Source organism: Moorena sp. SIO4E2, from assembly GCF_010671945.1.
Lineage (GTDB): Bacteria > Cyanobacteriota > Cyanobacteriia > Cyanobacteriales > Coleofasciculaceae > Moorena > Moorena producens.
This window is the reverse complement of the sequence record NZ_JAAHIE010000174.1, coordinates 1-13,178: the sequence shown is the minus strand read 5'-3', so window position 1 is coordinate 13,178 and position 13,178 is coordinate 1. Positions and strand designations below refer to the sequence as shown.

The following is a 13,178-nucleotide window of genomic DNA, read 5'->3' as shown; positions in this document are numbered from 1 at the left end:
GAAATCAATACCTGTAATATTATAATTCTCCAATAACAACATCTGCTCCGTTAATAAGCCGCTTCCCACCCCCATATCCAGAATTTTTCTTCTTTCACCCAAAATTTTCTGCAATGATGTGGCATAATCCTTATAGTCATAATAGCCAGATGTCATGAAGTTGTCATAATACTTGGCGAGTTCTGTGTATTTATTGTCCACAGACACCAAATCAGAAGATTCTTGTTTTCCCATAAAAATCATGCCACTTTTAATTTCTATATAAGACTATCATTTAGGTGGGGATAAATAAACCTTAAAACTCATAATCAAAAAATAAACCTGAAAGCTTTTATTCAAGGGGTTTTCACGATTTGAATCTCAATTCATAACACCTGAAAACCGTTTATAATCACCCCCTTAGTGGGCAGGTATGTCAATGGGTTAAAAGGGAGGTGGGGTGCTGGGGAGAGTTTTTTTTAGGTTAAAAATACCTAAGGTGCGCTTGATCCATTAAGAATTAAATTCGCCACGGTTCCCATTTTTATTAATAAAAATTACCCCACGGTGCGCGTTCAGCACCGCTATCTCCCTATCTCCCGTTTCTCTCCACCTCCTATCCAAACGAATAATTTTTAGTGGCCAATTTAATCTTGGCTGATACCCAGTTGCGTTATTGGTTGACTGTTAACCATTGCTTGTATCTAGTCAACACTCAACACTCAATACAACTTTTTAAAATTAAAATCCCCCCGGGAGCAGGGGGGATTTTCAACGAAACATACTGCTGACAGAAGAGTCTTCATGAATACGCCAGATGGTTTCACCCAATAAGTTAGCCACTGAAAGCACTGTCAACTGTGGAAACTGTTTCGCTTCCGGAAGTGGAATAGTATTGGTAACAATTACTTCTTCAAACACCCCACTAGAGAGGCGCTCTACAGATGGTGGCGAAAACACGGCATGGGTTGCACAAGCGTAGACTTGACGAGCACCCTCTTGACGCAGTACTTTGGCCGCTTCACAAATCGTGCCAGCAGTGTCAATCATATCATCCACCAACACCGCAGTTTTACCCTTCACATCCCCAATCACATTCATGACTTGAGCGATATTGTGAGCTTGCCTGCGCTTGTCGATAATGGCAAGGGGGGCATCATATAGCTTTTTGGCAAACGCTCTGGCTCTAGCCACACCACCAACGTCCGGCGAAACTACTACCAGATCGGTTAGTTCCTTAGAAGCCAGGTATTGTCGTAATACTGGTAAACCGTAGACATGGTCGCAGGGGATATCGAAATAACCTTGAATTTGAGCGGAGTGCAAATCCATTGCCAAAATCCGATTAGCACCAGCTTCAGTAATCAGGTTAGCCACCAGTTTCGCTGTAATGGACTCACGCCCCGCCGTTTTACGGTCTGCTCGAGCATAACCATAGTAAGGAATCACAGCAGTAACTTGCCGTGCTGAGGCTCGACGGCAAGCATCGATCATAATGAGTAACTCCATCAGGTAATCATTCACCGGATAGCAAGTCGGTTGAATCAGGTAAACATCACACCCCCTGATGGATTCTTGAATTTGGACATAGAGCTCCCCATCAGCAAATCGTTTCCGTACCATCGGTCCCAAGTCGATGCCTAGATAGCGTGCCACTTCCTGAGAAAGGGAAACATTTGCCGAACCAGAAAATAGTCTTAAACGATTGTTATCGGCTATCTGGGGCAGAATAGGTTGAAGCTCTAAAGTAACTGAACTGCTCACAGCAAACCCTCGAAGCTTATTTCAACGCGATCTTAACATTCTAAGAATATCCTTTTTATAATAATTTTTATAATTATTTATTTAAATTTGATTAATATTTTATTAATTTTTATAGCATTTAACTCATACAGTACTTTCCGCAAGACACAATATATTGCAATCCGATCTGATTCGTGAAAGAAATGGGCTGCTTTAAGGCAGGAGGCAGGAGGCAGGAGGCAGATGGCAGAATGTAAGGGAAAAGGATCGAGTTTTTAAAAATTTCAGTGATTTGACAAATGATTTAGGATTGCTATATAGTGTAGTGTGATCAAACTAAGGTCATAAATCAAGAATTTTTTTTAAGTTTCTTAGTCAAATCCGAAAATAAACTATTGTCCCTAATTTGATGTTCAACTGTACATCTATTCAATTAAGGTAGTTATTTGAGATAATTCCACAGGAAAATAAGATAGCAATGAACATGTCGTGATGTTATAATAAACCAGAAAAACCTATATAAGCAGGTGCACAAAATTAATTGCACATTTACCGAAAATCAAAGCCATGCAATGTAAGGGTTACAGAGATCCAGAGTAGGTAATTAATTTTGTTTAGGTGCTTAGCAGTTGTGATATTGATTAACTACACAGGATTTTTTCCCTATTCCCTATTTCCTATTCCAAATTCCCTACAGGACTTACGCAATAACTATACTTGTAGGGTATAGCTTCTGACTCTACACCATAAGCGGGTTTGGAGTCCAGTCTTGGGTAAGCGCTGATTTATATGCTTATCAACTGTTACTCAAAGGAACAGTTGGAATCCATCGGTGGAGTTCCAAAGCAACCGAAATAAGTCTAAACTTCAAGAATACTCCTCCTGCCTCATTGTCCGTAACAACTGATCTACCACCGATGGAACCACCGATTGCCTCTGGAACTATTCTGCAAAATCGCTACCATCTGCTCCGTGTCCTTGACCAAGGAGAATTCAATCGGACTTACCTGGTAGAGGATCAAGGGCGTTTCAATGAACCTTGTGCCCTCAAAGAATTTATTCCCCCTCAGACAGAAACTAATAATTTAGATAAGTCAAGGCAACTGTTTCAACAAGAAGCAGGTATCCTGTATAAAATTGAACACCCCCAAATTCCTCAGTTCCGAGCTACCTTTGAAGAGCAAGGACGGCTGTTTCTGGTGCGAGACTACGTAGAGGGAAAAACCTATGGTGAACTACTAGAACAACGGAAAGCCCTTCAGAATCAAAGTGAACCTCTATCTTCTAATCCCGATGGGGAAGTCCAATCACCCCCAATGGCTAGCCCGACCAAGTTGGGAGTCGTATCAGAAACGGAAGTGCGTCAGCTATTGCAGCAATCTTTGCCAGTTTTGGACTACATCCACAGCCAAGGGATTATTCACCGAGATATCATACCGGATAACATTATCATGCGGGAGACGGACAGTATACCGGTGTTGATTAATTTGGGTGTGGTACAGGAACTGGCAACTCGTCTTCAATTGCCCGATACTCCCACACCAACAACTAGTATTGGCAAAAGCGGTTACGCTCCCAGGGAGCAAATTCAGACCGGTCAGGTGTATCCAAGTAGTGACCTATATTCCCTAGCAGTGACTGCGATAGTGCTACTGACTGGGAAAGAACCAGAAGAACTGGTGGATAATACTAATCTGACTTGGAACTGGCGTCCCTGGGCTAGGGTTAGCGATGAGTTAGCTGAGATATTAAATCGGATGCTTAGTTATCAAGCAAGCGATCGCTACCAATCCGCTAGAGAAGTCTTGTATGCCTTTCAAGCTTCTGGGTTAACTCCCCAACTTCCAAAACCCAAGCCAATACCCGGCACGACAGTGGCATCAGCTCAAGGTGGAACACCCAGGGAGGCTAGAGGTGGAGAACCGAGTGAACCGGTGATGTCTCAAGCCACGGGTCGCTCTATCTGGAATAGTCCTTGGCCGCTGCTTGGGATAGCTACAGGACTAGCAGTGCTGGCAGGAATAGGCTCTTGGGTGTGGGTGAGCAATTTTAATCAGCAGGACACTGGCAAATCTCCAAGTCCTAAGGTGTCAGTGAGTCCTAGTCCTAGTCCTAGTCCGACTCCCACTCCGAGCCCTAGCGCTAGTCCAACCCCTAGCGCTAGTCCAACCCCGAGTAAACCTCAAATCTACAGTCAGCGTCTAGAGCTTTCTGCTGGTAAAACCCTTTCAAAATCCAGGAATTTAAAGGCTAATCACACTATTAACTACATTATCCAGGGTAAACAATACCAAACCCTGAAGACATATCTCAGTGACGAAGGGGTCTTGATGACAGTGCTTGGCCCGGACGGAAAACCAGTGGACAATCGAGCTAAACGGGTACGGCAATGGGAAGGGAAATTTCCTTTCACTGGCAACTACACGATTCAACTAAGTCCAGTTAAGGGTCTACCGAATAGCGATTATCAGCTAGGATTAAGGTTAACAGAAGCACCGAAGCCGAAACCTAAACCTAAACCAACTGCTGATTATAACATAGAAAGGGTCAATTTATTGCAGGGAAGCAAGGGTTTGCAGCTACTGGGTCGCACTAGCCCCCAGAAGATTCAGCGCTACTTGGTGAAGGCTAAACAGGGTAAGCAATTGAAGCTAGAGGTGATTGAAAGTGATGTGGCTTTAACTATCCGCTATCCCAATGGGAAGTTAGTGGAACAGGCTTCAGGGGTGCAAAGGTGGCAAGGTCAGCTGCCTAGTTCTGGTGAGTATATAGTAGATGTAATTGCTAAACAGGAAAGAAAGTTTGCTTTAGATATTAGCCTTTCAGACTTAAAGTGAGTCAATCTTGAACGTATTACTAATTACTGGCACCAATACAGGCATCGGCAAAACGGTTTTGACTTCTGTGATCGCTGCTTATTGGCAGACTTACCGTCCTCAAGAGAGTCTGGGGATATTCAAGCCGATTCAAACCGGAATTGGCGATCGCGAAATTTACCAGCAACTATTTGACTTGGCTCAAACCCTGGAGGAAATCACACCCGTGGAGTTTAAAACCCCTGCAGCACCACCAGTTGCTGCAGATCTAGAAGGACGACAGGTTGACCTCGAAAAGGTATGGCAAAGCTTTAATACTCTGCGCAGTCAGCGGGATGTGGTCTTGGTGGAAGCTTTGGGAGGACTAGGTTCACCGGTGACTCATGAACTGATTGTGGCAGATTTGGCAAGGGATTGGCGATTGCCAACGGTATTGGTTGCGCCGGTAGAATTAGGAGCGATCGCACAAGTGGTTGCTAATGTTGCCCTGGCACGCTCATCACGAGTTGACCTCACAGGGATTGTCCTCAATTGCGTCCAACCTCGTACCTCCGAAGAAATAACTCAGTTGGCTCCGATTAGCTTAATCGAGACTCTAACCAATGTTAAGGTTTTGGGGATTTTACCTCATCTATCTGACCCAATGGACTACTCGAAACTTGCTCAAGTCGGTTCAAATTTGGATGTCAGTGGTTGGTGAGGCATGATGGTAAATGTGAGGGGAAAGGGTAACAAAGGTTAAACTATGCGATCGCGGACGATTCGAGAAGGCTCCGTTGGCTTATTAATAGTAGCAGGACTTGCTGTTTTCGGTGGACTTGTTGTATGGATTAGTGGCATTAGCTTAGGTCGAAAGAGCTATAAATTCATTGTCAATTTTGGGAACGCTGCTGGGATGCAAGTGGGGGCATCGGTCAGCTATCGCGGTGTCCAAGTTGGGAGAATCACTAAGATTGAACCCGGTACTAATGGGGTCAATGTCACCGTTGAAATTGATGACCCTGGATTGTTAATCCCCCGCAAAGTCCAGGTTGAAGCTAATCAATCGGGTTTAATTGGTGCTACCAATGTGGATATCATGCCCCTAGGACAATTACCTGCAACTGCTCAAAGTCTTACACCCTTCGGAGCACAATGTAATTCTGCCCTAGTTATTTGTGAAGAAGATCAGATTAATGGTGATGTGGGTTCCACCTTTGCTGACCTTCTACGGAACGGAAATCGCATTGCTGAACTCTTCGGTGATCCAGCCTTTTTTGACAAAATCAATAGCCTTGCGGAAAATGCCTCCAATGCAGCTAGAGACGTTTCAGAACTTAGCAAAGAGATGACCCAGTTGTCCCGCATCGTGCGGCAAGAGGTAGCAGGCTTGTCCAACGCAACGAATGCTGTGACCAGTGCGGCCAATCAAACATCTAGTCTAATCGGGTTGGCAACCAGTAGCATTTCTAGTACCTCCGAGCAATACAGCCAAACGGCAAGGGAACTCAATCAGTTGATCACCTCTGCCAATCAACTATTGGTCAGCAATCGGGGAAATTTGGTCACCACCTTGGATAGCATCTCTCAGGCCAGTGAAGATCTGCGTATACTGACCAGCAACTTAACCGTTACCGCGAATCGGGTTAACTCAGCGGTTTATCAAACGGATGTATCACAAATGCTGCGGAACTTAGAAAACCTATCAGCTAATGCTGCCCAAGCATCTGCTAACTTACGTAATGTTTCCAATACTCTCAACAGTCCCACTAATTTACTGGTATTGCAACAAACCCTCGACTCAGCACGAGTTACCTTTGAAAATGCCCAAAAGATTACCGCTGACCTAGATGATCTGACTGGGGATCCAGCGTTTCGCCGCAATGTCAAGGATTTAGTTAATGGACTCAGCGGCTTAGTGTCTTCTACCGAGCAGCTGCAACAGCAGGCTCTGATATCTCAACAACTGGAAGCTCTCAATACTGCTATAGATACAGCTTCGTCTAATGAGCTGGCTAAAACTCCTCCCATCCCTAAGTCCCCCCCTAAGATCGATCTACCTAAGATAGATCCAATAGCTCCCGCTGATCAGAACCTTAAACCGAATCAAGAAAAACAGATCTTTAAGCTTTTACCCCCAGCCCCTAGGAAATCGGTTAAATGAAATTAATCTAGTAAAGGGAGCAGGGAGCAGGGAGCAGGGAACAGTGGTAAGAGGCCGTATTCAGTAAATTTTGTTAGTTGAAGAGCCTAATTTTGTTTTTACAGTAAGCTTTCTGAGTTTTTTAACTGGAAATTTATCATAAAAGGTACTGAAAAACCAACATGATTTTTTCCCACTCCCTACTCCCTACTCCCTACTCCCTACTCCCTATTCCCGACTTCAGCAAAGAAGTCTTAAGTCCAGTCATCCTGGCTCCCACAACTGTTGTCTCGTCTATACGCGAGACCGGCTTGATGAATCTGAAGGGTTTTCTCAAAAAGCTGTTGTTCTGTCAGTTGCCATCGCTGAAGCAATAAATCCAAGTCTCTTTGAATGGCCCTAGCACCGGGAAAGCTGTCATAGCGAATCCGCAGTCGGGCTAATTCCGCCAAGTTGTATTCATTGGGTTGTTGTTGTAAAAGACGGTTAACTATTTCGCGATCGCGTTTTTCCTGAGGATGTTGCTGGTCTTGATTTCCTACCATCTCAGTCAAGGCTTCCATGCTTGCTTGAACATCAATCACTACTTATACCAAAGGGAACAGGTAACAGGTAACAGGGAATCGGGAATCGGGAATCGGGAATCGGGAATCGGGGTAAGAGTGTGGGGAGATAGGGGACAGGTAATACTGATATTTTGCACTATTTACAATTACTTAAAAATAGTATATCTAATGCTTAAAGATAATAAGTTATAGTTTTTTTAAACATTAGATATACTTGGTTGTTTTTTGAAAAAATAGCACTACGCATTAAGGTGTTTGACATTCCTAAACTCCGAAACTTAGTCATACCTGACTTGTGACTTGTGACTTCTGACTTGCGCGTAGCACTATAAACAGATGTTACTCTGACCAACAGTGCCGGGAAATCTAAGACTGAGACTAATCGGCCAGGCCTATCCATGGAACGCGATCGCATCCCCTTTGCCCACAAAGCTAATCCCTTATCTAGCTCCGACGACAGCACCAATCCCCTCATACCAAGCCGACCCAGAGAAACCATTTCACTAATGCAATTGGGCTTACTGGGATTGCTCGAAGTTAGTAGTCTATGTTTATTACTCGCCTCACCCACCCTCGCTCAAATTACCCCAGATAGTACCTTGGGGGATGAAAATTCTCAAGTTACTCCCAATCAGACTATCCGTGGTGCCGCAGCGGATTTAATCGAAGGGGGAGCAATACGAGATAGTAACTTATTCCACAGTTTGATCGAATTTAATGTTGGTAATGGTCAACGAGTGTATTTTGCTAATCCCGATGGCATTACTAATATATTGACTCGTGTCACCGGTAGCACCCTCTCTCAAATTCTGGGCACCTTGGGAGTAAACGGTAGCGCTAATTTATTCTTGCTTAATCCCAATGGTATTGCATTTGGATCTAATGCTCGCTTAGAGGTTGTCTGAGAAGTCTCATTTGCTACATCCAAGCCCCCTAAATCCCCCAATTTTGGGGGACTTTTAGAAGCAAATTGACTCTTGTTCCCCCCAAAGTTGGGGGGCTAGGGGGGCAAAATTCAGTATCAAAAAACTTTTCAGATATCCTCTTAGATGTAGCAGGCTCCTTTGTTGCTAGCACTGCTGATAGTGCGGTATTTGACAATGGTTTCAATTTTAGCGCTAGTAATCCACAGGCCCCACCATTGTTAACCATCAATATTCCCATCGGTTTGCAATATGGTAGCAATCCTGGTTCAGTAAACGTGACAGGAGCTACCTTAACGATCGAGACTGGGCAAACCATGGCCTTACTTGGGGGTGAAGTTAACCTCAATGGTGCCACCCTTCAAGTGCCAGGGGGACGGGTAGAATTAGGAGGATTATCCAGTCGAGGAACCGTTACGCTCAATGGCGCAACATCCGTAAGTTTTCCCGATGGAGTCCAACCAGCTGATATTTCCTTGACTAACAGTAGCTTAGTAGATTTGACACTCCCCGCCCTGGAAGGACGGGGATTCTTGTTTCAACGAGGTGACTTGTTATCCCTTGCCGGAGCCAGGAAAAATAGAGGTCTCCTCTCCCCAAGCGTAGTTGGTCTTTGACCTAGGTTTCGGTGTGCCGGAGACGAAACCTTAGAAGAGTGGAGCCTTAATCATAAAGTTTTAACCAAAGGTGCGCTTTCCGTCGGCGAATTAAATTCGCCACGGGTCGCACCTCTTTTACCCATAGCCGACTAACCATAAAGGCTCCACTCTTCTAAGGTAACTTCCCACCCCACCGTACCTTTTTTTTATATAGATAGATACTTTTTTTGATCTAATTTTTTCCTAGACGTTCAAGTCGTTAGACCCAATGGAGCAATATGTACGCTCTACATATTTTTTACGTTGCCTACTTATGATTAGATAGTATCTCTCTACTTTTAAAGTTTATTGTTTATGCTTTCATTATAGCACATCTCTTACAAACTTTCATTGAAAGCCGTCGAACGAAGGACGGGGCTTTAAACCCAAAATTTTCGGTAACTAATGTCAATGGCGGAAATATTGCCATCAATGGTGCTAACTTCGACATGTCAGCCAGTGAGTTACAAGCTGGATTGACCTCAGGAGAATCGATACCAGATGCAGTAGCTGGCAATATAACTATTAACGCCAAAGGCAATACCAATCTCAGTGACAGGAGTTTGATTGCTAATGATGTAGAAACTGGAGCGATTGGCAATGGCGGTTTCATAGAGCTAACCACTAGCGCCCTTACCATCACTGGTGGCTCAAGAATTCAAACCATTACCAATAGCAATGGGGCATCAGGAGATATTGAGATTAATGCCAATGGTGCCATTGAGATCTCCGGTTTTACTGAAGATGGTTTATTTAGCGGGATTCTAACTCGTTCCGCTGTTGACACTAGTGGCCCGGGAGGCAACATTACCATTAATAATTCCCAAGGGTCACTGAATCTAGCGAATCGGGGATTTATCGGTACAGTTACCAATAGTAGTAGTAATGGCGGTGCGATCGCACTCCATCTCAATAACTTAGTCCTTGACACTGGTGGACAGATTATCACCGCTACCACCAACCTAGGTAATGCTGGGGATATCACGATTAAGGCTAGCGAAAGTGTCACTATCTCTGGGGAAAGTCGGGATTTTCTCCCTAATCCTTTGTTGGAATTAGAAACCTTTGACCTAAATGCTCTGGAGTTTATTACTGAACCCAATCCCAACGTGGCGGAATCTGGACCTGGAGGAATTCCCTATGTTTCCATTGAACGGACTCCAGAACAGATTATTAATGGCACCACCGTATTGGGTGCAGCAGAAAATCAAATCGATTACTTCTCCTTCAGCATCACCACTCTTCACAGTCGAGCTATTTTCGACATCGACAATGGCTTTACAGGGGGAGACGGCAACGTAGATACCAAGATTTTCCTGTTTAATCAAGGCACAGGAGAATTATTAGAGGTCAATGAGGATTCTTTGACCGCTGATGGTGCCGGTGGAAGTTTACAAGTCTTTGGCAGTTTCACCACAGACTCCTTAATTGATACCACTATTACTGAGCCAGGGGTTTACTTAATCGGAGTCGGTGCCTTCCCCTCTGATGTTAGTAATAATGAATTGATCGAGGGCGCAACACCAGAAGTGGGGGACACTTACACCCTGCAAGTGTCTCTAGAAAACCTTGGCACAGAGGGAGTCTCGTTACCGGAAGACCGTTTCAATCCAGCTAACTTTAATCCTAATGTGGAAGCCAGGAGCGGCTTATTTTCAGAATCGATCGGCACAGGGGATGGTGGCAGCTTAACGATTAATACTGACAAATTGATACTGAACAATGGTGGTAGAATCTCCACCGATACCTTTGATGCTGGTGCTGGTGGCAATATTACCTTCAATGTCGGCTCATTGCTGGAAGTGAATGGATCAAGCTTAATCTCAAGCATTGTCCGGGGTAAGGGAAATGGGGGCAACCTCGTGATTGATACCAAAAAATTCCAGCTGAACGGGGGTATTGTAATTACCGAGACCTTGAGCTCCGGTAATGCTGGTCAGATTACCATGACTGCAAACGAATCTATGATGCTTTCAAGTACCGTTGAAGAGCGTGGGCGCATCGATAGCAACGCCACACTTGAAGCAACTGGCCAGCTTGGGAGGGTGGTTGTTGACACTCCAGTTTTGCAGTTGCGTGATGGCGCTCAAATTCGCTCCATTAATCGGGGTAATGGGGATGGGGACAGTGTAATAGTTAGAGCTAACTTAGTCGAAGCCATTGGTAGCTCACCTGATCGTCTTCTATTTGCCAGCGGCTTTTATACATCTACACAGGGCTCCGGGGATGGGGGCAATTTAACCATTGAAACTCAGCATTTGCTTGTCAGTGATCAAGCAAGATTTTCCTCTTCTACCCGTGGAGCTGGGGATGCTGGCACTATTACCATTCGGGCCAAGGCTGGTAATCTCGACATTACCGCTGAGTCGATTGTATTAGATCAATTAGGGAGCCTTTCTGCTGAAGTCAGTGCTGGGGAGCAGGGCAATATTATCCTGGATTCCCAGCTAATCCTAATGCGCGATCGCAGTAATATCAGTACCAATGCCGAAAATGCTGCCACTGGCGGTAATATTACTATTGATACTGACTTGCTAGTTGCCCTAGAAAATAGCGATATCACGGCCAATGCTGAAGATAGCTTTGGCGGACGAGTGATTATCAATAGACATCTCCAGAAACTCGGTTTTGACCCAGGCAGTGCAAGGGTTTGAGGTTAATTTTTGGAGATGTCTAATGCCTTAGGCATTTTTGGCACTGAATTTCGAGAACAAAAAACCCCAGATAGTGATATTACCGCTTCTTCCCAACTGGGAGCTTCCTTTAGCGGTACTGTGGAAATTAATGCACCTGACCCCGACCCTAGCGCTGCATTATTCCAGCTACCGGAAAATTTTGTTAATCCCAAACTGCTAGTTGCCACTGGTTGCGGTACCGATCTCGGCAATCAATTTACCCAATTTGGGCGGGGTGGCTTACCCACAGACCCCACTAAACCTCTTGTGGGTGAAACCCTGTGGATGGATTTACGGCCATTACCTCGCCACAGAACTCGCCGCCGGAAAAATCCTGATCATGCTGCTAAGCCCAATGCAGTTAACTCACGTCGGTCTAGAATTATTGAAGCTAATCGATGGATTCTTAATAAGGACGGAGTGGTAGAGTTAGTGCCTGATTCACCTCAGTCGAGTCCGTTCATTTCCTGGTTTGAACCTTATTATTGCGTAAGGTAACAGAAATGGGGCAATAACTCTACTTTTCTCTAGTTTTAGGGTTCCTTAATCATTCACCCTAATAATTATCATCTCATTGCTATTTCTAGACCAATACAATAAGTGTTACAAATAGTTAACCAGTATAATATCTGTCAGTAGTTTTTCTATAATTAAATTATAGAACCCTATCACATTGAGTAGCATCTGACTACAGCACTGACTAAACCACTGACTACAATAAATTATTCACTCAACGTCTTCAAGGTCAGGGATTATAGCTTCCAGCGAACCTCAGTATCTTACCCATCTTCCCTATCTTTACCAGACAAGGGCAACCCTTAATTTATTTTCTGGAAGTACTTAAATTCCATGTCTTCGAGCCCCCATTTGAATAATTTGAAGAGACGAGGAAAAACTAATCATGGCTTACAAAAAGATTCTGGTAGCAATGGACCGCTCATCCCAAGCAGAAGCAGTGTTTGAACAGGCTTTAGACCTAGCCGAAAAGGAACAGAGTACTCTGATGCTAGTACACTGCCTTAACTGGGAACCTCAGGAAATGATGACTCCTTACGTAGGTCTTGGCACCATAGCCGATGTAGACGTGTATGGTAGTATCCGAAAGGTTCAGCAAGAAAATCTCCAAAAACACCTTGAGGAAAACAAAGGGTGGCTAAGGAGTTATGCTCAACAGGCAAATGCTGATGGTATCGCTGCCGAAGTATCTTGTCAATTGGCAGATCCGGGTCTAGGAATTTGTGATCTAGCCCAAAAGTGGGGTGCGGATTTAATTGTTCTAGGTCGTCGAGGGCTTGGGGGTTTAAAAGAAATGGTGCTGGGTAGTGTGAGTAACTATGTTGTTCACCATGCTCCTTGCTCAGTGTTGGTAGTTCAAGGGGTAGCAACCCCAAGCATTGAGTTAAGCACTACAGCCACTCCAGTAACTAGAGATACAAAGTAGACATAGACACCCTTGACATTCTAAGGCTTTAGGGATTATGCATTTTTTACATAGATGGCTCAAATAGACTGATTAATCACTAATCATTCTTACTATCACCAGTGGTCTAGTCTCTTTTTGAGAACAGGACTTAGGCAATAACTCTACTAGTAGGGTGCGTTAATAACGCACCCTACTAGTTATAGGTTTTGGAGTCCAGTTTTGTGTAAGTTGTGGGAGTTATTTTGCCGGGAATTTCGCAACAACTGTGGCTTGTTGATGTTAGTTTGCTTGTA

General features: G+C 44.3%; 10 protein-coding genes and 1 pseudogene. 8 read left to right on the top strand and 3 right to left on the bottom strand.

Annotated elements, in window-relative coordinates:
• Together F6K37_RS18440 and F6K37_RS18435 are read right to left on the bottom strand one after the other, a co-directional pair.
• A partial coding sequence (locus F6K37_RS18440; protein WP_287251508.1) for a class I SAM-dependent methyltransferase occupies window positions 1-234 on the bottom strand: 234 nt, incomplete at its 3' end.
• Between the two features lie 516 nt (window positions 235-750).
• The gene (locus tag F6K37_RS18435; protein ID WP_008186946.1) at window positions 751-1,743 is read right to left on the bottom strand and encodes a ribose-phosphate pyrophosphokinase; all 993 of its coding nucleotides are present in this window, start codon (window positions 1,741-1,743) and stop codon (window positions 751-753) included.
• 896 nt (window positions 1,744-2,639) lie between these two features.
• Here F6K37_RS18435 and F6K37_RS18430 point away from each other — a divergent pair.
• Genes F6K37_RS18430 through F6K37_RS18420 form a run of 3 tightly spaced genes read left to right on the top strand, consistent with a single transcriptional unit; the run spans window position 2,640 to window position 6,681 of the window.
• Entirely contained in the window at window positions 2,640-4,559 is a 1,920-nt protein-coding gene (locus F6K37_RS18430; RefSeq protein WP_008186949.1) for a serine/threonine-protein kinase, read from the top strand.
• Window positions 4,560-4,566: 7 nt separating this feature from the next.
• Window positions 4,567-5,238 (top strand): dethiobiotin synthase, encoded by a 672-nt coding sequence (gene bioD / locus F6K37_RS18425; protein WP_287251507.1) that lies wholly within the window; start codon window positions 4,567-4,569, stop codon window positions 5,236-5,238.
• Between the two features lie 45 nt (window positions 5,239-5,283).
• A complete protein-coding gene (locus F6K37_RS18420; RefSeq protein WP_008186953.1) occupies window positions 5,284-6,681 on the top strand; it encodes an MlaD family protein in 1,398 nt (465 codons plus the stop codon).
• A 233-nt stretch (window positions 6,682-6,914) separates the two neighbouring features.
• On the opposite strand, the gene F6K37_RS18415 is transcribed toward F6K37_RS18420, so the two are convergent.
• Window positions 6,915-7,223, bottom strand: coding sequence for a DUF3288 family protein (locus tag F6K37_RS18415; RefSeq protein WP_008186955.1), 309 nt, complete (start codon window positions 7,221-7,223; stop codon window positions 6,915-6,917).
• 509 nt (window positions 7,224-7,732) lie between these two features.
• Between F6K37_RS18415 and F6K37_RS18410 the strand changes: the two are divergent.
• The 5 genes and pseudogenes from F6K37_RS18410 to F6K37_RS18390 all read left to right on the top strand — a co-directional run.
• A pseudogene (locus F6K37_RS18410) lies at window positions 7,733-8,125 on the top strand (two-partner secretion domain-containing protein); the annotation flags it as partial.
• A 71-nt stretch (window positions 8,126-8,196) separates the two neighbouring features.
• A complete protein-coding gene (locus tag F6K37_RS18405; protein WP_008186958.1) occupies window positions 8,197-8,766 on the top strand; it encodes a two-partner secretion domain-containing protein in 570 nt (189 codons plus the stop codon).
• A gap of 470 nt (window positions 8,767-9,236) precedes the next feature.
• A complete protein-coding gene (locus F6K37_RS18400) occupies window positions 9,237-11,441 on the top strand; it encodes a pre-peptidase C-terminal domain-containing protein (RefSeq protein WP_008186960.1) in 2,205 nt (734 codons plus the stop codon).
• 15 nt (window positions 11,442-11,456) lie between these two features.
• The gene (locus F6K37_RS18395; RefSeq protein WP_008186961.1) at window positions 11,457-11,960 is read left to right on the top strand and encodes an S-layer family protein; all 504 of its coding nucleotides are present in this window, start codon (window positions 11,457-11,459) and stop codon (window positions 11,958-11,960) included.
• Between the two features lie 403 nt (window positions 11,961-12,363).
• The gene (locus F6K37_RS18390) at window positions 12,364-12,903 is read left to right on the top strand and encodes a universal stress protein (protein ID WP_008186964.1); all 540 of its coding nucleotides are present in this window, start codon (window positions 12,364-12,366) and stop codon (window positions 12,901-12,903) included.
• Window positions 12,904-13,178 lie beyond the last annotated feature (275 nt).

Excerpts from the sequence above, each read along its gene's own strand:
- F6K37_RS18400 (WP_008186960.1), top strand. The coding sequence starts at position 9,237 with ATGTCAGCCAGTGAGTTACAAGCTGGATTGACCTCAGGAGAATCGATA.
- F6K37_RS18415 (WP_008186955.1), bottom strand. The coding sequence starts at position 7,223 with ATGGAAGCCTTGACTGAGATGGTAGGAAATCAAGACCAGCAACATCCT.
- F6K37_RS18395 (WP_008186961.1), top strand. The coding sequence starts at position 11,457 with ATGTCTAATGCCTTAGGCATTTTTGGCACTGAATTTCGAGAACAAAAA.
- F6K37_RS18420 (WP_008186953.1), top strand. The coding sequence starts at position 5,284 with ATGCGATCGCGGACGATTCGAGAAGGCTCCGTTGGCTTATTAATAGTA.
- F6K37_RS18430 (WP_008186949.1), top strand. The coding sequence starts at position 2,640 with ATGGAACCACCGATTGCCTCTGGAACTATTCTGCAAAATCGCTACCAT.
- F6K37_RS18390 (WP_008186964.1), top strand. The coding sequence starts at position 12,364 with ATGGCTTACAAAAAGATTCTGGTAGCAATGGACCGCTCATCCCAAGCA.